Here is a 20,303-nt window from a genome sequence, read left to right as displayed (position 1 = left end):
TCACTCCGCCTCTAAGGCATCGACACAGCGAATAGGTGGTAAAGCACACCCCAAACAAAGGTCGGTGTTATTACTGCGTTGGAAACAATGATTATCAGGTTACGACGGGTCATATCGTGGCAGTACAACATCGACATCAGGAAGACAAAAGGAATCGATGCCAGTAAAAAACCTAACCCCATATTAGGTAGCATTGTCCCTATCGCATCCATCCCCCAAAAATAAGCAGGAATCAAAGCGAACGTCATTAAGAGACGAAAAAAGTCTGCATTTTTAGCAAAGAACTGATATCGACCGGCACGAATAGCCTGCATGACAGGACGAAAATAAGAGACGACTATCACCAATCCTAAAATCAGCAACAAGGAAATAACAATCCTTGGGAAAAACAGATGGGATGTATCGAAGTCGATCACTACGGTATTTAAGGATGAAAACCAGTCAGACATTATAACCCTCTCTAGCGAAAGATTACGGCACCGCAGCCAAACTGCATTCCACGGTGCCGACTTACTTTAATTATTTATGTAGGTTATTAATGATTTTCGCATAACTGTCACGCTTCTCTTGGAAGTGCTTTTGCGCTTCTGCAGAAGTACGGAAGTTAGGGATAAAGAAGGATTTCTTAAATGTTTCTTGAACCTTGCCATCAGCAAATACTTCTGCCAACGCATTGTCTAAAAACTTAATCACTTCCGGAGACATACGCTTGTTGTATAAAAAGTAGAACTCTTTATCAAAGGTAAAGTTATTCTCTGCGTCCATTGGAATATTCACCCCAAGACCGGATGCGTATTGCATCAACTGATCACGAGAGGTTTCTCCCATACCGTTAGGGTTTGCTTTAGCAATTGTTGACGCTTTTGCAGTCAACCAAACAAAATCCATGGCCTTTTGGTCATCAGCAGGAAGGCGAGTATATTGCTCATTAGCCTGTACACTGCCATTGATAACATCTGCTAGACCATCAAATAAAGCTTGGTTTTTGTCTGATTGAGAACCTGTATTCAAGGCAACAAGGTTGTCTTCTTGACCTGGGTACGCCAAACGCACCGCGTTCTTCATTGCGGTATAGCCAATCTCAGATACACCACCTGGCTGAATCGCAACGCGTATTGTTTTACCGTTCCCTGCAGCGTTTAGAATCTCATCCATGTTTTTGTATGGAGAATTTTTAGGTACAAGGTAGCCATTACCTGGATTCGTGGCGAAAGAAGGCCCTATCGTCCACTCTTTGAAAGGGTCTTCATAGCCTTTTTGGCCATATAGATTTCCAAGATAGGCTTGGTCGTGGAATATCATTAAAGTGTTGCCTGTTGGCACTCGACCTAATGCCTGATAGGCAGCAGAGAAGCCAACGGCATCCACTTTAATGTTCGCATCAATCTTTTTCGCAAGTGCTTCAGCGATAATGGAAGAAGCCTGATAAGTATCGCCACCCGTTGATTTAGAACCAATTACAACGCGGATGTTTCCTCTAATTGGATTGTCTGAAGCATAGGCTGCCGCAGGCGCTAATGCACAAGCAGCTGCCATAAAAATTGTTGTGCTCTGGAGTATTTTTTTCATAACCACTTTTCCTATAATTGTTTTTGTATGTAGGACGTTGTCATTAGTTCCATTTATCGAACGCAATAACATCATACATCATACAACCTACATTTCAATATGGAATTATTTTTTTTATTGCTCTTAAAAAGTAGCACCACACTTCCATAATAACACTAGAAAAAATGGCCCAAATTACAGCAGCAAACAAAAAAACCAGTCCTTGAAAACAAAGACTGGTTTGCGATCTGACTTATTTAAAAAAATGATTAAAGATCAATACCTTTGGATTTAAGCAGTTCTGCGACTTCTACAATTTTACCTGTTTTTACAGATTCTTCCGCTGCACAACCCACTACAACAGACCAGAAACCTTCTTCGACTGTCGCGCTGTTAGTTTGCTTACCAGCCATTTGGTCAGCAAAAGCGATGTGCTCAAACCAAGTAGCACCGTTGTGACCAGAGGCCTCAATCAATTTAGGGTAGCTTGGCTGTGAGGTTTTAGATGGACGATTCTGACCACAAAAGACTTCCATCTCTGTACGCAAACGTGCGTTTTCGCTGAAGTCTTCAATCTCAGCGGCTTTCACACGGCCTTCATCGCCGCACACCAATAGCTCTTCATGGAACATAGGCGCAAACATGCAAAGGTTAAAACCAGCGCGCACGCCATTTTCATATTCAACAGTGACAAAAGCACTATCCAGAATATCGGATTTTTCGCCTTTAAACTCGAAGTCACGGAAATTGGTAGACTGGGAACCGTTAGCATAAACGCGTACTGGACGAGATTGAGCAAACAGGTTCATTAAATCAAAGTAGTGACAGCATTTTTCTACTAGTGTACCGCCAGAGAATTTAGAGAACTTGTTCCACTGATTCACTTTATCAAGGAAGGGAATACGGTGCTCCATGATGTTGATCATCTTCACTTCACCGACCGCTTTGCGTTCTAGCACTTCATGAATGGCTTCGGAATAAATCGATTTATAGCGATACTGCAAGCCGATCTGCAACACAGCGCCATATTCTTTCGCCATTTTGGTGATTTCGTAGGCATCTTCTAACTTGGTCGCCATCGGCTTTTCCATGAAGATATGCTTGCCCGATTTGATCGCCACTTTTAGAACATCAAGATGCGTAAAATTAGGCGTACAAATTAAAATACCGTCAACTTCTGGGTCATTACACGCCGCTTCTAGCGTTTTGTAGACTTTGAAGTCTTCATCAGTGATTTTCGCAAACTCTTCTTTTGCCACTTTCACGCTGCGCTCGTTTAGATCGAACACACCATGAATAGCAGAACGACCAACGCGAGTCGCTACGCGCATGTGCTCCATGCCGATCATACCGCAGCCAATCAGATTCACTCGAAACTGCGCTGGCTCTTTGGCGAAGAAGTGACGCTCCTCTTCATTGATGTAATGAAAGGCTGGGCCTGTGTAGCTAAAAAGCTGTCCGTCGATTTTTTCTCTGCTCATGGTGTCTCACCTAACTTAGAATTATTTTGTAAGGCTAAGATAGGAAAAGCGCATCATTATGTCTAATATATGTTAATCACATGCTTAATATGAAAAAGATATCATGCGTTTTAGAAAACTAAAGTATTTTATTACCGTAGCGGAAGAGCTGCATTTTGGACGCGCAGCGGCTCGATTGCATATTGCCCAGCCACCTCTGTCGCAACAAATTAAAGCCATTGAAGATGAAATTGGCGCCGTACTTTTTGAGCGTAGTAGCCAGAAAGTCTCTCTGACGCCTGCAGGAGAAGCTCTTCTACCTCAAGCAAGGGCCCTTTTGCAGGACTGGGAAAAAATACAAGAGCAAGTTCGAAGTATTTCCAACGGCACATCAGGCAACCTATCACTGGGTTTTGTTTGGGCGGCTGGCACGCCGCATTTTTCCAAAGGCATTGCTCAGTTCAAACAAGACAATCATGGCGTGACGCTCAATCTAGAAGAAATGACCACAACCCATGCCTTGGATGCCCTAAGAACAGAAAAAATCGATTTGGCGATGATCTTCCTTAATCCCCTAATGGACATCACCGACCTAGAACACCAAGGCTATGAAACGCAAAAACACCTGCTCGCCTTGCCAGAGAATCATCCACTTGCGCAAAAAGAAAGTGTGCCTTTAAGTGACTTACACCAACTGCCGTTTATCTCGTTTGTTAGACAAGCCCATCCGTCTTTGTACGACCAAATAATGCATCACCTGCATGCTGCTGGCGTTGAGCCTGATATTGTACAAATCGCTCGGTTGACTCAAACCACTCGAACTCTAGTGGCCGCTGGTGTGGGCATCGCACTTGTTCCAGAATCCACACAATTCGACCAGCGAGAAGGCTTAACTTACCGCCCGATTGATGGTATTTTGCCAGAACTCGACATCCACTTTGTATGGCGTAAAAACAGCCTAACGCCCTTGATGGAAAGATTAATCGCCCACCTTCAAGCGCAAGTGCCGAAATAATAAAACTCGACAATTATCAACACCAAACAACAGGCAAAAAAAAGCCAGTGCAAGCACTGGCTTAACGGAAAATACCGTTCAGAAGAATATTTACTATTTCACTAACACAGTTCTCGTGGATTAATTCTGTGCCATGTAAGCGTCATTAATAGAAGCTTCACAGGATTTAACCGCGCTTTCAGTGGTTTCGACCCACTTAGCGCCATATTCATTAACGAACCAATCACGCACTGGTTTCGCCGCTTCTTGGAACTGCGCTTTTTCTTCTGCTGTCGGCGCATAAACCGTACCGCCAGATGCCTTAAACTCATTGTAGGCTTCAATCTGACGACGTTTTGGCATGACGGTTGTCACTTCACGTAACGCATCGAAGCCATCCATCATGATGTGTTGAAGGTCTTCTGGCATATCTTTCAGTGAGTCGTTATTCATCCACCACATAGACGCCATATAACCATGGCCATCTAGCGTCATGTATTTAATATGTTCGTTAAATTTCATACCCATAATATCGGTAATGCCGTTTTTAGTGCCTTCCACCAATCCAGTTGCCAATGATGTATATACTTCTGGCCAAGGCACAGCCGTTGGGCTACCACCCATCGCTTTTACAAGTTGCATTTGGATTGGCGAGTTGATCGTACGGATCTTCAAACCTTTCACATCTTCTGGGGTTTTAATCTGTTTGCTCGTGGTTGCAAAATTACGCCAGCCGCCCGTGTTACCAATCGTCATTAAGCGCATAGTGCCAGTTCGATCCAATAGCTCTTTACGAATCGGGCCAACTAGCATTTCGTTATTTAGCGCACACTCAGCCACTCGATCTGTTGGGAAGATGTATGGGATATCAATTGCTTGAATTTCAGGAAAAACGTTCGACAAACCTCCCGTTGTAGTATTGAACACTTGGATCAAGTTCGCTTGTAGCGCTTCAATACATTCTGTTGGATTACCACATAGCTGGCCACCAGAATAAATATTAACCTTTATACGACCGTTGGATTGCGCTTCTACGTGGTCTTTCAATACTACTGCACCATCATAATCTTCATCACTTGTATTAGAAAGATGAACGATATTGAATTCGTAATCAGCCGCCAACGTAGGCATCGCAGCTAGAGACAAACTCGCAGCAACCAATGTTGGAACAAAAGCAGCTGTGGTCTTTTTTAGTAAATCGGTTTTTTTCATTTCGAAGGCTCCGTATTTTTATTCTAGGATCACGTATTTTTATTCTGAATCACGTAAGTGGTCAAACAGGCCAACAGAACATTTATTAACTAAGCGCCGTGCGATTATTGATAGCAAATGAACTATTATATTGTTATAACTTGTTTTATATCTTATATAAGACATAAAGTGCAAGAAAATAACAGATTTTTTTATTTCGTCTGGTATTCTAAATTGATTCGATACACAGCAGGGCCAACCATGACAGTCAGTACACCGCAGCCATCACCTACCTTCAAACCTCTGTATAAACAGGTTCAAGAGCTAATTACGGAAAGAATTATCGAAGGTTCTTGGAAGCCCGGTGAGATTTTACCGAGTGAGTTTCAACTTGCAGACCTGCTTGGCGTCAGTCAGGGAACGGTTCGAAAGGCACTTAACGCATTAACAGAAGACAATGTCTTATTTCGTCGTCAAGGCGTTGGCACCTTTGTATCAGAACACACACTGCAAAAAATGATGTTTCACTTTTTCCATTTCAAAAGTGACAACGGCGATATTCCCGAGCTGCCTTACGCCCAATTACTCGAAACACAATTAATTACACCCGATGATAAACTGCGCACTCTTTTCGAACTGCCACCAGAAGAGAAAGTCATTGAAATTCATCGTGTGCGTTCGATTAACAATACGGCTTCCATTCGTGAGTTAATCTATCTGCCCCATCGCTACTTTATGAATTTAGATAAAGAAGAAAAGTTGCCACATTCACTTTATCACTACTACCAACAACACTTTAATATCACGATCCACAAAGCCACCGACAGATTAAAAGCGGTATTGGCCGATGAACAAGATCAAAGCGTTTTAAACATCGCAGCAGGACAACCTCTCCTAGAAGTTAGCCGTACCGCTAGGGCGCTAGATGGACGCACCGTGGAATACCGAATCAGCCGCGCCAACAGCGAAGACCTACATTATCTTGTCGAACTCAATTAACTGACTCGAAAAATTAACAAACAAAAAGAGCGCATCACCACAAGGTCACGCGCTCTTGTCTATTTGTAAAAACTATCCTATCTAAAATCCCTGCCACATCAAGCTAACACCCGACAATAGCAACAAACTAAACGCCACGAAGCGCATCGCTCGCCCCGAAATAGGCATAGGAAACTTTCTCGCTACTAAGGTCGCTATCACAACCACAGGAAAGCCAAGCGCACATAACAGCCAGGTGTCGATATCAACACCTTGAGAAAGGCTAACTGATCCCACGCGCAATGCCGCCGTGCAACAAAATATACCTAATAAGGTCGCGCGTATTCTGGCTTGGTCATCTGGCTGGCGATACATCATGAAAGTGATCGGCGGACCGAACGTTGCAAACATGCCACCCATGACGCCACCTATCACCCCACTGACAGCAAAAGCACCAGCAGAGGATTTCTTTCTCACTCTATGAGCTTGTAGCATCATCACCAAACTACTGACGACAATACACAAACCTAAACTAAATTTAAGCCAGCCTAATGCGTTCTCGCCAAGGTAACCAAGCAACCATACTCCAAGATATATTGCGGGTAGACAGGGCAGAACAAATCCCCAGAAAGCTCGAAGATTTATCTGTTTCCAATGCCCTCCATAAAGCCCAATCCCAGCATTGATAAGACTTAACACACTCACCGCAAACGCAGTGACCTCAATAGGCGCTAAACCTAATGCAGACACACTGCTCACGACAATCAATCCAAAAGCGAAACCTGTTGTCGCCTGAATGTAACTGCCGAGCGCAAAGAACAATAATAAAAGCAGGCTCGAACTATCCATAAGCATAAAAGCCTCCCTCGTTTGTTTCGTCCTTAACTATGCCAAAAAACCGTGGTTTACCATCCATCAGGAGGCAAAACCGAGCAAACGAGGCAAGGTCATTGTTAATGCTGGAATATAGGTAATGAGCAAAATAACCATGATATGCACCGCCAAGTAAGGCAGCATTTCGCGGCTAATCGTCTCAACTCGCTCGCCACTCACACTGGACGCAACAAACAGCACCAAGCCCATGGGTGGCGTGGTCAAACCTATGGTCAAGTTGACACACATCACGATGGCAAAATGTAAAGGATCAATACCAAACTGCGTCACGATCGGCCCAAGAATAGGACCCAGAATAAGAATCGCAGGGCCGGCATCTAAGAACATGCCGACAAATAAAAGTAGCAAGTTAATAATCAGCAGTAGCAGCAATGGATTTTCAGTCAAAGAAACCATGATCGCAGCGACTTTTTGTGGCGCGCCAGATAGGCTGATCACCGAAGAAAACGCCACAGCACTACCAACAAGGAACAAAATAACCGCAGACGATTTAGCCGTCGCGTAAAACAAGCTTGGCAAGCTACTCATCTTCATCGTTCTCGACAACAAGCTAACAACCAAAGCGTAGGCAGCCGCAACCGCCGCCGCCTCTGTCGGTGTAAACACTCCAGATAAAATACCGCCAAGCAAAATAACCGACGTCATCAAAGGCCAAAAAGCTTGTTTAACCGCCGTACCACGCTCTGACCAAGACGCCTTTTCTGATGCCACTTTATAACCGCGACGACGTGCTAAAAACCACGTCATCGCCATCAAACTAGTGCCAACCAAAACGCCTGGAACAAGGCCTGCGGCAAACAGACCACCAACTGATACGTTCATCACAAACGCATACAAAATCATGATGCCACTTGGCGGAATAATCGGCCCAATCACAGACGAAGCTGCTGTTACGGCCGCCGCAAAACGACGCGAGTAACCGTTCTTTTCCATCGCTGGGATCAGCATTTTCCCTAACGCCGAGCAATCCGCCACCGCCGAACCACTAAGGCCTGCAAACAACATAGAAGACAAAATATTAATTTGCGCTAAACCGCCACGTAGATGCCCGATGAAGGCTTGGCTTACCTGTACAAGCGACAAGGTAATGCCACTGCGGTTCATTACCTCACCTGCCAACATAAAAAACGGAATCGCCATCAAAGGAAAGCTATCAATACCGTTATACAAACGCTGTGTCAGCAAGAGATAGAACATCTCTTTGCCTTCTAGAAATAGACTCAAACCCGGCGCAAACAACAAAGCAAACGCAACAGGCATCCCCAAAAACATCACAGAAAGCAAAATCCAGAAAAATGAAATACCCATGGGTTATCCCTCGCTTTCGCTATCTGACAACACAAAATGGTCGTCGTTAGATTCATTAAAAAGACGCGCAATACCAATTAAGAAAAGTTCGATATACACCAGCATCATGACGCCAAAACCAATCGGCATCGCCATGTATGACCAAGCTTTAGTAATAGGCAGCGCCGTGGCTAACATGCGCGTCCCTTTTAGGGCGAAATCTAGGCTTTTATTAAACGCGTAATACAAGACAATCCCGACCAATACATACAACACCAACTCCAGCAGCAAGCTCAAGCGCCTTGGTAAAGACCCTAAAATAATATCGAGCGCCGCATGTTGCTTAGTGCGAGAGACCACAGGCAGTGTCAAAAACGTCATCCAAACCATCAGGTAGCGCGCTAGCTCTTCAGACCAAGGTAATGAGTCGTTAAGCACATAACGACAAAACACCTGAACGAGAATCGAAGCCGTCATCACTGCCACAGCGGTGATTGCCAGATACTTGAAAACGAACACGAAGGCAGAATTTACCTGCCCTAGCAAAGTTATTATTCTTGTTAATAAAAGCATAGAGACACCTTTACGAGTTCTTCATTTGCGCCAAATGCGCTTTACACTGACCCAACATATTGGCCAGATCATTGGCAATCGACACAAAACTAAAGCCAACTTCTAACGCCCATTTTGCATCGTCAGGCGTAGGCATAACCGTTCCTACAGGAATCCCAGCTTGATTACAGGCATTCACACAAGCCACGATTTTGGCACGCACATCAGGGTGATTTACCTGACCTGGCAAGCCCATTGTCATCGACAAATCTCCAGGACCAATGAATACTGCACTGACGCCTTCCACCTTGCCGATTTCTACCGCAAGTTCTAACGCCTCAACCGTTTCAAGCTGAGGTATCAAACACACCTGCTCGTTGGCCGCTGCAGGATAATCTTCACGAGTGGTATAACGCGCCGCTCGATGCATTTTGGCAAAGCCGCGCTTGCCCAATGGTGGGTACATGCAGGCTTGAACAATGGCTTTTGCCTCTTCAACCGATTCAACGAATGGGAAATACAAGGTCATACCGCCTTGATCCAATACTTGCTTAATCGCAATCGGATCATGGCTTGGCATACGAACCACCGCTGCGGTTAGCGTTTGCTCAACCGCACGTAAAATCGGCGTAGTATCGTGAATGCTGGCAGGGCTGTGTTCTAAATCCACCACCAAATAGTCATAGTTCAAAAACGCCATAGCCTCTGCGACCGTTGGGCTACCAGACAGCGTCCAGCCTCCAATCAACTTTTGACCATCCAGTAAACGCTGTTTAAATGGGTTAATCGTCTTGCTCATTTAGAATATCTCCGGTTCATCGATGACAGCGTCACCTTGTAAAAAGTCAAAGTCGCACCCTTCGTTTGCTTGGGTGACATGGGTTGAAAACATAGCGCCATAACCACGAGCAAACTTTGGTGGTGGTGGTGCCCAAGCCGCTTTTCGAGCCGCCATTTCTTCATCACTAATTTCTAGATTCAGCGTGCGTTTTTCCACGTCCAGGGCGATCCAGTCACCGGTTTGAACAAAGGCCAGCGGCCCGCCAATATAAGATTCAGGTGCAACGTGTAAAATACAGGTGCCATAGTGCGTGCCGCTCATGCGCGCATCCGAAATACGCACCATGTCACGCACGCCTTTCTGCAAAAGCTTTTTCGGAATTGGTAAACCGCCCCATTCAGGCATACCCGGACCACCAATTGGCCCAGCATTTTTTAGGACTAAAACGGTATTTTCATCCACATCAAGATCAGGGTCGTCGATCTGCGCCGTCATTTGAGCGTGGTTTTCAAATACCAAGGCTTTGCCTCGGTGGTTCAATAAATGCGGAGAGGCCGCGGAAGGTTTACATACAGCACCATCAGGGCAGAGGTTTCCAGTAATCACACCAATCGTGCCGCGGTCGTTTACTGGGTTATCTAGAGAGCGAATCACGTCGTCATTATAAATTTCGACGCCATCCAAGTTCTCACCCAAGGTACGACCGTTGACGTTACCTTGATCAAGATGGAGAAATTCTTTTAGGCGCGTTAATAAAGCAGGCAGACCACCAGCATAAAATAGGTCTTCCATTAAGTATTCTCCCGCCGGCATAAGATTGGCAATAACAGGGACTTTGCGTGCCCATTCATCAAACAAAGACATGGGTAAATCAATACCAGCACGCCCCGCCATGGCGATTAAATGGATAATGCCATTAGTGGAACCACCCAGCGCAACATAAGTGACAATGGCGTTTTCAAAGGCTTCTTTGGTGGCAAGGGATTTTGGTGTTAGGTCTTCAAATACCATTTTGGTGATACGTTCACCTGCAAGAGAGCACAGGCGTTGATGGGCAGAATCGGCCGCTGGGATAGTTGCCGAACCCGGCAAACAAAAGCCCAACACTTCCGCCATAGAGGTCAGTGAAGAAGCCGTACCCATGGTGTTACAAGTACCTACAGAACGCGTCATTTTAGCTTCTAGTTCGAGCCAATCTTCATCACTTAAATTACCCGCACGTTTTTCATCCCAATATTTTCGAGTATGAGTGCCCGTGCCAATTTTTTCGCCCTTGAAATTACCGTTTAGACTCGCGCCAGCGGGAATATAAATAGCTGGAATGTTCATACTAATGGCGCCCATTAATAGGCCCGGTGTGGTTTTGTCACAGCCGCCCATTAAAATCGCGCCATCAATCGGATGACTACGCAGCAACTCTTCCGTTTCCATCGCAAGGAAGTTTCGGTACATCATGGTGGTTGGCTTTACCATCACTTCACCAAGTGACATGGCAGGCATTTCTAATGGATAACCGCCGGCACGAATAATGCCTTCTTTGACAAACTGGGCACGCTCTCTAAGATGAGTATGACAAGTACTGATGTCGCTCCAGGTATTAATGATGCCTATAACGGGGCGATTCATGAAATCGCTGCGCTTGTATCCAGTCTGTTGCGTTCGTTGTCGATGCGCAAAAGCTCGCATATTGTCAGGAGCAAACCAACGCTGACTGCGAAGGTCTTCGATACGTTTTGCCATGATGTAGTCCTGTTCTTTCAGTGTTTATTTTTATCGTTCGAGCGCTTAACCAACAATGATTGTTTACGGCTTCTTCAAACTTATGATATAACTCTTATATAAGACATAAGAGAAGTCAAGAACTATCCTATTTAGCTATTAAAAATAGTGGACAAAAAAAGCATCGACTTGAAATAAACACAAACCGTAACAACCTAAAAATAAAGCGAACAAACTAATAGAGGTACCGCAATGCTTGAACTAAAGAACAAAGCACTCCTACAAACAAAATGTTTAATCAATGGAGAGTGGGTCGAATCTTCAGAAGGCAACACGCTCGACGTATTCAACCCAGCGACCGGTGAATTAGTAACAACCATTGCGAGCGTTGGTCCTGCCGAAACCCAGCAAGCCATCGCTGCCGCCGAAGCGGCGCAAAAAACCTGGAAAAAGAAAACCGCCAAAGAGCGTGCTGCATTACTCCGCCGCTGGCATGACCTACTAATGGAAAACCAAGAAGACCTAGCGCAACTGATGACTGCAGAGCAAGGCAAGCCTTTAGCAGAATCTCGTGGCGAAATTGGCTACGCCGCCTCTTTCATTGAATGGTTTGCAGAAGAAGGCAAACGCATTTATGGCGACATGATTCCAACTTACGCACCAGACCGTCGTATCTTGGTAATGAAAGAACCTGTTGGCGTGTGTGCAGCTATTACACCTTGGAACTTCCCTGCCGCCATGATCACTCGTAAAGCAGGTCCAGCACTTGCGGCAGGTTGTACCATGATCATCAAGCCCGCCTCCGAAACCCCATTAAGTGCATTGGCCATGGGCGTGCTAGCGATTGAAGCTGGCATTCCAGCAGGCGTGATTAATATCGTTGTGGGTAAAGCGAGCCAAATTGCCAAAACCCTAACCGACTCTTCTGTTGTACGTAAGCTGACATTTACTGGCTCTACACCAATCGGCAAATTGCTGATGAAAGACTGTGCTGACACCATGAAAAAAGTCTCTCTTGAACTTGGTGGTAATGCGCCTTTCGTAGTCTTTGATGATGCCAACATCGATGATGCAGTTGCGGGTGCCATGATGTCCAAATACCGTAACGCTGGCCAAACTTGTGTTTGTGCCAACCGCATTTATGTTCAAGCAGGCGTGTACGATGCCTTCGTTGAGAAATTCGCGACACAAGTAGCCGCCATGAAAATCGGCCACGGTACTGAAAGCGGTGTAGAACAAGGCCCGCTGATTAACCACGCAGCCGTCGATAAAGTGGACGAGCATGTACAAGACGCGATCAGTAAAGGCGGCAAAGTCGTCACCGGTGGTAAACGCCATGAATTAGGTGACAACTTCTATCACCCAACCGTTATCGCCAACGCAACACAAGACATGCTGTTTGCCAAAGAAGAAACCTTTGGTCCTTTGGCACCCGTCTTCAAGTTTGAAACAGAAGACGATGTCATCGCCATGGCAAATGACACCGAATACGGCCTAGCGTCTTATTTCTACTCTCGCGATATTGGTCGTATTTTCCGTGTAGCAGAAGCACTAGAAACAGGCTTAGTCGGAGTGAATGCTGGCGTCATCGCTACAGAAGTTGCGCCATTTGGTGGCTATAAAGAATCCGGTCTTGGCCGTGAAGGCTCTAAATACGGCATTGAAGACTACATAAACACTAAATATGTTTGTGTTGCCGGTTTAGATAAATAGCAGATAAATTAAAACTTGTAGGGTGTGTTCATGTCGCCATGAGCACACCCATTGTTTGTCGATCGGAGAATAATACATGCCGACATTAACCAACCAATACCCTTCCTTAAAAGACAAAGTCGTGTTTATCACGGGCGGTGGTTCAGGGATTGGCGAATTCCTTGTTCATCACTTTATGAAACAAGGCGCACGTGTGGCGTACATCGATATTGATGACGCTAGCTCTACGGCGTTAAACCAAAAACTGGCCGACGAATTCAAAGTGACGCCTTGGTTTAGAAAAGTCGACGTGCGCGACATTGCTGCTTTGCAATCCGCCATTGACGATGCAGCACAAGAGCTTGGCCACTTAGACGTATTGATCAATAACGCGGGCAAAGATGACCGTCATAAAATCGAAGACGTCACACCAGAATACTGGGATAACTGCCTAAACATCAACATGCGCCCGCATTTCTTTGGTATGCAAGCGGCAGCAAAATGGATGAAAGAAGGCGCGAGCATTATCAACATGGGATCGATCAGCTGGATGCGTGGCCGTGCTGGCATGGTCGGTTACACTACGTCAAAAGGTGCGATCCACACAATGACACGCACCATGGCAAGAGAACTTGGCCCTCGCGGTATTCGAGTCAATTCCATTGTTCCGGGAGCGGTGGTCACAGAACGTCAAAAAGCACTTTGGTTAACACCAGAACTGGATCAAGAATTTATTGATGTGCAGTCGCTTAAATTCCGTATTGAGCCAGACGATATTGTTGCTATGGCGCTGTTTCTTGCCTCCCAAGACAGTCGCGCCTGCGCAGGCCAAAACTTTGTCGTGGACGCTGGGATTGTTTAACCGCCATCACTAATAAAGAAGCATCCTTCCACTCTGCATAAACTAGAGAGCTGCCAGGATGCTTTTTTTATTCACTCAACAACCATTACAAATTCACAATCTCGACCCAATTAGCGCCTTCACCAGTTGGAGCCTCATCTACCTTAGTGAATTCGCCGGTCTCTACATCCACTCGATACAAACCTAAATTGGCGTCTTTTTCACCCGACACCACCATAAAGCGACCATCTTTACTGAGAGCAAATCCACGTGGCTGCTGCTCGACCTGAGTCATTTTTTGGTAGCTTGGCAGGCCAGTTTTCTGGTCAAGCGACAAAGTCGTAATGATACTTTTGGTTCTCTCAGACACATACAAAAAACGACCATCCACTGATAAATGCATATCAGCGGCCCACACTTTAGGATGATCATTGCTCGCTTTTATAGAAGGCGGCACACCGTTTTCCAAAGACAAGGCTTTTGCAGGAACGCCTTCACTTTCGCCTTTGAGTGTTAACAACCCTGTCTTGTTATCAAAAGCATACGTGGTTACCGTTCCTGATAGCTCTCCAAGAACATAGACGAATTGACCATCGTCAGAAAACACAAGATGCCTTGGACCTGCGTATTTTTCAGTTTTAACGGAAGCAGGCGAGTTTGATGTTAGTTGTCCGCTTTGTTCATCAAACCGATACTGCATGATTTCGTCATCTCCTAAGCTAGAAGAAAATACAAAACGATTATCTGGGCTAGCATGAATAGCGTGAGCATTGCGGCCAGTATCTAGCACTTGCTGTGCCTCACGAGCCACCACACCATTATCATCGATAGGACTAACACTGATTACATGCCCGCCATAAGACGCAGCAAAGAGAAAACGCCCGGTCTTATCTGTCGCAATATTCGCCATACTGGTTGGTAAATTCGCTTCACAAACTTGTTTTAAATCACCAGATATAGGGTCAATACGATAAGAAATAACGCGAAATGGCTCAGAGCGTATTGAAGCGTATAAATGAGACTTGTCTGGACTGACAGACAACGGCATCACATTCTCACCCGTTTTCGTACTGCCTAAAGGGACCAACTTCCCCTGCTTATCGTCTAATAGATATCGAGTAATAGTGCCGCTTTTTGCATTTGAAACATACACATACTGATTATTATAAGTGTTCTGAGTCATTAATCTTAATCCTGTTAACCTAGTGAATGTCATCAAGTCAGTTAAAAAATATTAAATGTATAACATCACACAAGAATAGGATCATCAATAAACTTTTGCAGGAGATTCAGAGCGACCCTAAGGTTAATTTATTCAGGTTTGTGTAAATTATCTGCAATGGTCACCACGGGAAGGCTTTCTCTCTTTTAATTCTTACACACGCCCCCATTTATTTTCCTATGTACAATTTTTAACCTTAATCTTTTATCTACAAGCGATGGGAACCACTATGAAAGAGCCATTAGATATTCAATTTGTTTCCGATGTAATGTGCCCTTGGTGCGTTGTCGGTCTTGGTAATCTCAATAAAGCACTGGATCAACTTAGCGACAAAATCGATACCACACTGACCTTCCAGCCATTTGAACTGAATCCGAACATGCCTGCAGAAGGTCAAGATCTAAGCGAACACATCACAGAAAAATACGGCATCAATAAAGAACAATCAGACAAAAACAGAGAAATGATCCAAGCCAGAGGTAAGGAAATCGATTTTGATTTCAACTTCAATTCAGAAAGCCGCATGCGTAACTCATTTGATGCTCACCGCTTGCTGTATTGGGCCCACTTAGAAGGCAAACAGGTTGAGCTTAAAAAAGCGCTATTTAAAGCGCACTTTACACACAACCAAGATGTCAGTGACTTCAGCACGTTAGCGAATCTTGCTGCCAGCGTTAATCTAGACCTAGCAGCAGCCAAAGGGATTTTGGAAAATGGTCATTTTGCTGAAGAAGTACGTCAGCAAGAAAAGATCTGGCAACAGAATGGAATCACCTCCGTGCCGACTGTGATCATCAATAACGCCTATGCAATTTCTGGTGGGCAGCCAGCAGAAGTATTCAAAAGCGCTATTGAAGAAGTCCTAGAAAAAGTCAAAGCAGAACAAGCAAACGCTTGATAAAAAGCCCCATGTTATTTATCCATTAATTGGAAAATAACATGGGGCTTTTTACTTTATATCTCGTATTTTTACTACTGTGCTAAGGTCACCCAAACATAGTGTTAGGAAGATAAAGTACAATCTGAGGGAAGATAATCAATAAGGCTACCGCCAAGATCATCATCAGCCAGAAGGGTAAGACACCGCGAAAAATATCACCTAACTCTACTTTTGGCGCGACAGACTTAACGATAAAGACGTTGATTCCCACTGGAGGCGAAATCAACCCCATTTCGAGAGTCAACACCGTCAGTACACCAAACCAGATTGGGTCTATTCCTAGTGAAACAATAATCGGAAAGAATATTGGCAAGGTCAGAACCAACATGGCGAAGCCTTCAAGAAAACAACCCAACACAAGATAGATAGCAAGAATCAGTATCAGCGTTCCAATAACGCCCAAGCCTAGCCCTGACAGTAATTCGCCTACCGCTGAGGGAATATGACTTAACGCCATAAACGGGTTAATCAAATGAGCCGCAATCAAGATAAGCATCACAGTAGCCGTTGTGACAACCGCATCCCGAGACGCATGCCAAAGCGTTTTTAGTGACAATGTACGAGTTACAAACCCAACCAAAATCACCACACCAGCACCTACGGCAGCCGCTTCAACTGGAGAGAACAACCCGCCGTAAATTCCGCCTATCGTCAGTAATATCACCGAGACAATCGGCCCAGCACCTATTAAAGCTTTCACTTTTTTACGCAAGCTGGTTGCCGGCCCAGCTGGACCATATTCAGGACGGAACCAACAAATGACGGTGATCACTAAAATGAACAACATCAACAGCATGATGCCGGGCAAAACCCCCGCCAAGAACAAGCGACCAATACTTTGCTCAGTCAAAATGGCATAGATAACAAAGCCAGTCGAAGGAGGAATTAATATACCAAGCGTACCACCAGCAGCAACGACACCTGTCGATAGCCTTTTGTTATATTTAAAGCGATCCATCTGCCCTAAAGCCACCTTGCCCATCGTCAATGCTGACGCAACAGACGACCCAGACAGTGCAGCAAAACCACCACAACCAATTACTGTTGCAGAAGCCAGTCCGCCACGTAGCTGCCCGATAATGGCATACGCCGCATCATAGAGTTTTTGGCTCATTCCCGTGACTGACGCCACGTTCCCCATCAATATAAACAGCGGAATAACCACCAATTCAGGAGAAGAAGCTAAAGTAAAGGTTTCAGAAGCCAACAAACTAAACGCAGATCGACTACTATCAAGCACCGTAATACCAACAAAGCCCACCGAAAACATGGTAAACGCCACAGGCACGCGTAATGCCAGCAAAACAAACATGACAAAAATGCCAATAAAACCAATCATTGAAGCGCTCATGCAGCATCCCCTTTGCGAATGTCACGCCCCGATAGAATTAATTCAACAGCACGCAACGACATTCCTCCAGCGGTTAATAAAGCTAAGATAGACAGACAGTGTTGAAATATGTCTTTTGGCAAGCGCAACAAATTAGTCGACAAGTTCAACATGGTTGAAATTTTAGCGCTTTCGTTAACGGCATAAGCAATACCCACAAAGATGACGGCACCAAGCAAGGCGGAAAAGATATCGATCAGTCGATTCATCCATGCCGGATAACTACGTTCGAAAAGATCCACTGCAATGTGGCCTCCTTGGCGGTCACACAGAGCCATAGCCCCGAAAACCACGATGACCATCGTCATAGTAATCATGTCTTGTGAACCATAAATTGGCGAACCAAAGGCTCGTCCAATAACATCCGCCAAAAGAATGACCACTTCCACGATCAACCCCAAAGCCCCCAAGGCGGCGGATAAGCCAATTAGCCTATCCGCCAATGTGCGTATTGCGTTCAACATAATGTTATTTGCCTTTCAATGCAGACAGTGTCTCTGCACCATCGACACTTTTAACATAGGACTGGATAACGCCAGACACAGCCTTTGCAAAGGCTTCTTTTTCAGTATCTGTCAGTTCTACCACAGTATTCGCGCTATCCGCTCTTGCGGCTTCAAGTGCTGCGATGGCAGTTTTCATCCAAGCATCTTCGGCACTTTTTGATAGGCTAAGGCCACTCGCTGCGTCCACCGCTGCTTTTTGGTCTGCACTTAATCCATCGTAAACTCGGCTACTCAGTACAGAATAGAAAGTTAATCGACCTAATGGCGCCCCCAATGTCATCGCATCAGCAACTTCATCTAATTTGAAATCTTTCAAGGTAGACGCACCCGTTATAACCCCATCAATCAAACCAGTTTGCATAGCGTTATAAATTTGACTTGCTGGCATTTGCACAGGCGTTGCGCCTAATGCTTTTGCCACTTCCGCAGCAGTCGTACCTGCAACACGAATCTTAAGACCAGCAAGATCCGCTGGTGTACGAATTACCTTATTGCGCATAATGAAAATATTCGGTTCAGATGTCCACAATGCTACGGGCTTAGTACCAGGAAACTCACGACTTAAATGTTTATCATAAGCGCGCCAAAGCGCTTCATAACCAGGCATATCTTCAGGGATCGCGCCTGGTAATTCCGCAATCATGGTTTTACCAAACTGCGAGGATGTATAACCCGGCAAGCCCCAAGACATGTCGGCAGCGCCTTGCAAAACACGCACGTATTGCTCAGCAGGGCCCGCACCTAGCTCTCCACCGTGGTAACCGCGAACGGTGAGAGAACCATTAGTAGCGGCAGATAAATCCGTATTGAGTTTTTCAATCACTGACGCATTAATAGTGTGGAACGGTGGCGTAAAACTGGCAAATTTCAACTCTTGTGCAAAGACTTGACCAGATATCGCAATAGCCGCTGACGCCGCAAGAATGATTTTATTCAATGACATAAGTATTCTCCCAATGTTGCTTTGCGCCTTCTTAAAGGCTTTATTATTTTTGTAATGGCACCGACCGAGTAAACGGAGCGCCCTACTTTAAAAGAAACCCTACTTTAACTGATTAACCTTTAACGATTACTTTAGCCCTCTAACCCTCTATACCACCTAGCAAATCGTTTTAACTACCCTGACTAGCCTAAGCCAGATCATCTACCCTTGTAGTGTAGTTCAATCGAGCCCTGTCTTTTCGAAATCGCCCACTCATCACCAATTTTTCTAAGCTCATCCACAAAACGGCCAATGAAAACATCAGCATTTGCCTCAAGTAGACTTTCTTCACCATCAGCTTTTTTGTTTGCTGCAAACAACACCACTCTCGATGTCACAATAACGTGCCTATCGTCGATAATATTGGATTCCAGATTCGTCAACGCATGACAGGTTTCTTTTGCTGGACGAGCTGTAAAAGACGCTAAAATAGCCTCTCGTCCCTCGATCTTTATTGTTGGTGCGCTAGGGCGATAAAGCACGCCATCTTCGGCATAACACTTCGCCAGCTCTTCCCATCGACATTGATCAAGTAGGTTAATAGAACGTGTTACCAATGACTGACACTGCCACTCTATCAACATCTTTTCTATCGCTTGCGTACTCATCATTCACCTACTTCTGTAACCATGAGTGCAGTGCGGCAGCAACGTTTTCTGGTTGCTCTACTGGCGCCATATGACCAGCATCATCGATCACTACCAACTCACTGCCCGTAATTTTTTGTTGGATTACCTGATGCTGGGCAACAGGGCTCCATGTGTCTTGCGTTCCCGATAGTAATAATGTCGGCACTGATATGTTGGCGAGCTGGCCTTCTGCATCAGGACGATTGATCAAAGCCTGTATCTGCTTTTCAAAATCTTCAACCGAATACGCCATAACCATTTTCTCAAGCGATTCCATTAGAGACCTATTTTCTAAGCCCTTTGGAGACATCATGGGCACCAGCCATTCGTCCGCTAAAAGCGCCATTCCATGCTGTTTCGCCAAATCGATTAATCGTATTCTACCTGGGATTTCTTTGTCCGATTTTGGGTGCACTCCCGTATTTAAAAGCGCAAGGTGCGTTACTCTCTGAGGTGCAAGGCGATATATTTCCAGAGCGACACGTCCACCCATAGAGTGACCTGCCAAAGCAAAATCACCTTCAACACTGGATAACACAAACCGAGCCATTTCGGTTAGATCATCAAAACCTGCGAAGCTCATGATTTCGACGTTTGCATCTTTTTCTAATTGAGATGCGACGTTTTGCCACATTCGTTGATCACATAGCAAACCAGCTAAACAAACTAATTTGGGTCTAGTTATTCGCACATTCAT

At 45.1% G+C, this 20,303-nt stretch carries 20 protein-coding genes; 5 read left to right on the top strand and 15 right to left on the bottom strand.

The window, feature by feature from the left end; all coding sequences use genetic code 11:
• Positions 1-11: 11 nt before the first annotated feature.
• From JSY38_RS11130 to JSY38_RS11120, 3 genes are all read right to left on the bottom strand, one after another.
• Positions 12-449: a tripartite tricarboxylate transporter TctB family protein gene (locus JSY38_RS11130; protein WP_205113291.1), complete on the bottom strand. Its 438-nt coding sequence runs from the start codon at positions 447-449 to the stop codon at positions 12-14.
• A 70-nt stretch (positions 450-519) separates the two neighbouring features.
• Positions 520-1,569 carry a type 2 periplasmic-binding domain-containing protein gene (locus JSY38_RS11125; protein ID WP_205113290.1) on the bottom strand — a complete coding sequence of 350 codons (1,050 nt, stop codon included), beginning with the start codon at positions 1,567-1,569 and terminating at the stop codon, positions 520-522.
• Positions 1,570-1,817: 248 nt separating this feature from the next.
• Entirely contained in the window at positions 1,818-3,029 is a 1,212-nt protein-coding gene (locus JSY38_RS11120; protein ID WP_205113289.1) for a Gfo/Idh/MocA family protein, read from the bottom strand.
• Between the two features lie 103 nt (positions 3,030-3,132).
• Between JSY38_RS11120 and JSY38_RS11115 the strand changes: the two genes are divergently transcribed.
• Positions 3,133-4,023 (top strand): LysR substrate-binding domain-containing protein, encoded by an 891-nt coding sequence (locus JSY38_RS11115; protein ID WP_205113288.1) that lies wholly within the window; start codon positions 3,133-3,135, stop codon positions 4,021-4,023.
• Positions 4,024-4,143: 120 nt separating this feature from the next.
• On the opposite strand, the gene JSY38_RS11110 is transcribed toward JSY38_RS11115, so the two are convergent.
• Positions 4,144-5,214, bottom strand: coding sequence for a TRAP transporter substrate-binding protein (locus JSY38_RS11110; RefSeq protein ID WP_205113287.1), 1,071 nt, complete (start codon positions 5,212-5,214; stop codon positions 4,144-4,146).
• A 240-nt stretch (positions 5,215-5,454) separates the two neighbouring features.
• Here JSY38_RS11110 and JSY38_RS11105 point away from each other — a divergent pair, with 240 nt between their 5' ends.
• Positions 5,455-6,192: a GntR family transcriptional regulator gene (locus tag JSY38_RS11105; protein ID WP_205113286.1), complete on the top strand. Its 738-nt coding sequence runs from the start codon at positions 5,455-5,457 to the stop codon at positions 6,190-6,192.
• Positions 6,193-6,273: 81 nt separating this feature from the next.
• On the opposite strand, the gene JSY38_RS11100 is transcribed toward JSY38_RS11105, so the two are convergent.
• From JSY38_RS11100 to araD, 5 genes are all read right to left on the bottom strand, one after another.
• Positions 6,274-7,026: a TSUP family transporter gene (locus JSY38_RS11100; RefSeq protein ID WP_205113285.1), complete on the bottom strand. Its 753-nt coding sequence runs from the start codon at positions 7,024-7,026 to the stop codon at positions 6,274-6,276.
• Between the two features lie 60 nt (positions 7,027-7,086).
• Positions 7,087-8,373, bottom strand: coding sequence for a TRAP transporter large permease (locus tag JSY38_RS11095; RefSeq protein ID WP_205113284.1), 1,287 nt, complete (start codon positions 8,371-8,373; stop codon positions 7,087-7,089).
• 3 nt (positions 8,374-8,376) lie between these two features.
• Entirely contained in the window at positions 8,377-8,871 is a 495-nt protein-coding gene (locus JSY38_RS11090; RefSeq protein WP_205113283.1) for a TRAP transporter small permease, read from the bottom strand.
• A gap of 64 nt (positions 8,872-8,935) precedes the next feature.
• Entirely contained in the window at positions 8,936-9,703 is a 768-nt protein-coding gene (locus JSY38_RS11085) for an HpcH/HpaI aldolase family protein (RefSeq protein WP_205113282.1), read from the bottom strand.
• Complete coding sequence (gene araD, locus JSY38_RS11080; RefSeq protein WP_205113281.1) at positions 9,704-11,425, bottom strand: L-arabinonate dehydratase; 1,722 nt, start codon at positions 11,423-11,425, stop codon at positions 9,704-9,706.
• Between the two features lie 231 nt (positions 11,426-11,656).
• On the opposite strand from araD, the gene JSY38_RS11075 reads away from it, so the two are divergent.
• Complete coding sequence (locus JSY38_RS11075) at positions 11,657-13,117, top strand: NAD-dependent succinate-semialdehyde dehydrogenase (RefSeq protein WP_205113280.1); 1,461 nt, start codon at positions 11,657-11,659, stop codon at positions 13,115-13,117.
• 76 nt (positions 13,118-13,193) lie between these two features.
• Complete coding sequence (locus JSY38_RS11070) at positions 13,194-13,958, top strand: SDR family NAD(P)-dependent oxidoreductase (RefSeq protein WP_205113279.1); 765 nt, start codon at positions 13,194-13,196, stop codon at positions 13,956-13,958.
• 85 nt (positions 13,959-14,043) lie between these two features.
• Here the strand turns inward: JSY38_RS11070 and JSY38_RS11065 are convergent, their stop codons facing one another.
• Positions 14,044-15,120 carry a lactonase family protein gene (locus JSY38_RS11065; protein ID WP_205113278.1) on the bottom strand — a complete coding sequence of 359 codons (1,077 nt, stop codon included), beginning with the start codon at positions 15,118-15,120 and terminating at the stop codon, positions 14,044-14,046.
• A 268-nt stretch (positions 15,121-15,388) separates the two neighbouring features.
• Here JSY38_RS11065 and JSY38_RS11060 point away from each other — a divergent pair, with 268 nt between their 5' ends.
• Positions 15,389-16,057 (top strand): DsbA family oxidoreductase, encoded by a 669-nt coding sequence (locus tag JSY38_RS11060; RefSeq protein WP_205113277.1) that lies wholly within the window; start codon positions 15,389-15,391, stop codon positions 16,055-16,057.
• 88 nt (positions 16,058-16,145) lie between these two features.
• Here JSY38_RS11060 and JSY38_RS11055 read toward each other — a convergent pair whose 3' ends face one another.
• The 5 genes from JSY38_RS11055 to JSY38_RS11035 all read right to left on the bottom strand — a co-directional run bounded on the left by JSY38_RS11055 (position 16,146) and on the right by JSY38_RS11035 (position 20,303).
• A complete protein-coding gene (locus JSY38_RS11055; RefSeq protein ID WP_205113276.1) occupies positions 16,146-17,450 on the bottom strand; it encodes a TRAP transporter large permease in 1,305 nt (434 codons plus the stop codon).
• Entirely contained in the window at positions 17,447-17,953 is a 507-nt protein-coding gene (locus tag JSY38_RS11050; RefSeq protein WP_205113275.1) for a TRAP transporter small permease, read from the bottom strand. Before JSY38_RS11050 ends, JSY38_RS11055 begins: the two co-directional genes overlap by 4 nt.
• 4 nt (positions 17,954-17,957) lie before the next feature.
• Positions 17,958-18,938 (bottom strand): TRAP transporter substrate-binding protein, encoded by a 981-nt coding sequence (locus JSY38_RS11045; protein ID WP_205113274.1) that lies wholly within the window; start codon positions 18,936-18,938, stop codon positions 17,958-17,960.
• Positions 18,939-19,135: 197 nt separating this feature from the next.
• Positions 19,136-19,588: a nuclear transport factor 2 family protein gene (locus JSY38_RS11040; protein WP_205113273.1), complete on the bottom strand. Its 453-nt coding sequence runs from the start codon at positions 19,586-19,588 to the stop codon at positions 19,136-19,138.
• A 4-nt stretch (positions 19,589-19,592) separates the two neighbouring features.
• A complete protein-coding gene (locus JSY38_RS11035) occupies positions 19,593-20,303 on the bottom strand; it encodes an alpha/beta fold hydrolase (protein WP_338041429.1) in 711 nt (236 codons plus the stop codon).

Origin of the sequence: Marinomonas foliarum (assembly GCF_016906065.1) — a bacterium.
In the GTDB taxonomy this organism is placed as follows: Bacteria; Pseudomonadota; Gammaproteobacteria; order Pseudomonadales; family Marinomonadaceae; genus Marinomonas; species Marinomonas foliarum.
This window is presented reverse-complemented; position numbering and strand designations above follow the sequence as displayed.

Coding starts and splice junctions, on each gene's coding strand:
- JSY38_RS11055 (WP_205113276.1), bottom strand. CDS start 17,450: ATGAGCGCTTCAATGATTGGTTTTATTGGCATTTTTGTCATGTTTGTT.
- JSY38_RS11035 (WP_338041429.1), bottom strand. CDS start 20,303: ATGAATGTGCGAATAACTAGACCCAAATTAGTTTGTTTAGCTGGTTTG.
- JSY38_RS11075 (WP_205113280.1), top strand. CDS start 11,657: ATGCTTGAACTAAAGAACAAAGCACTCCTACAAACAAAATGTTTAATC.
- JSY38_RS11060 (WP_205113277.1), top strand. CDS start 15,389: ATGAAAGAGCCATTAGATATTCAATTTGTTTCCGATGTAATGTGCCCT.
- JSY38_RS11065 (WP_205113278.1), bottom strand. CDS start 15,120: ATGACTCAGAACACTTATAATAATCAGTATGTGTATGTTTCAAATGCA.
- JSY38_RS11040 (WP_205113273.1), bottom strand. CDS start 19,588: ATGATGAGTACGCAAGCGATAGAAAAGATGTTGATAGAGTGGCAGTGT.
- JSY38_RS11085 (WP_205113282.1), bottom strand. CDS start 9,703: ATGAGCAAGACGATTAACCCATTTAAACAGCGTTTACTGGATGGTCAA.
- JSY38_RS11045 (WP_205113274.1), bottom strand. CDS start 18,938: ATGTCATTGAATAAAATCATTCTTGCGGCGTCAGCGGCTATTGCGATA.
- araD (WP_205113281.1), bottom strand. CDS start 11,425: ATGGCAAAACGTATCGAAGACCTTCGCAGTCAGCGTTGGTTTGCTCCT.
- JSY38_RS11100 (WP_205113285.1), bottom strand. CDS start 7,026: ATGCTTATGGATAGTTCGAGCCTGCTTTTATTATTGTTCTTTGCGCTC.
- JSY38_RS11115 (WP_205113288.1), top strand. CDS start 3,133: ATGCGTTTTAGAAAACTAAAGTATTTTATTACCGTAGCGGAAGAGCTG.
- JSY38_RS11070 (WP_205113279.1), top strand. CDS start 13,194: ATGCCGACATTAACCAACCAATACCCTTCCTTAAAAGACAAAGTCGTG.
- JSY38_RS11120 (WP_205113289.1), bottom strand. CDS start 3,029: ATGAGCAGAGAAAAAATCGACGGACAGCTTTTTAGCTACACAGGCCCA.
- JSY38_RS11110 (WP_205113287.1), bottom strand. CDS start 5,214: ATGAAAAAAACCGATTTACTAAAAAAGACCACAGCTGCTTTTGTTCCA.
- JSY38_RS11105 (WP_205113286.1), top strand. CDS start 5,455: ATGACAGTCAGTACACCGCAGCCATCACCTACCTTCAAACCTCTGTAT.
- JSY38_RS11095 (WP_205113284.1), bottom strand. CDS start 8,373: ATGGGTATTTCATTTTTCTGGATTTTGCTTTCTGTGATGTTTTTGGGG.
- JSY38_RS11050 (WP_205113275.1), bottom strand. CDS start 17,953: ATGTTGAACGCAATACGCACATTGGCGGATAGGCTAATTGGCTTATCC.
- JSY38_RS11125 (WP_205113290.1), bottom strand. CDS start 1,569: ATGAAAAAAATACTCCAGAGCACAACAATTTTTATGGCAGCTGCTTGT.
- JSY38_RS11130 (WP_205113291.1), bottom strand. CDS start 449: ATGTCTGACTGGTTTTCATCCTTAAATACCGTAGTGATCGACTTCGAT.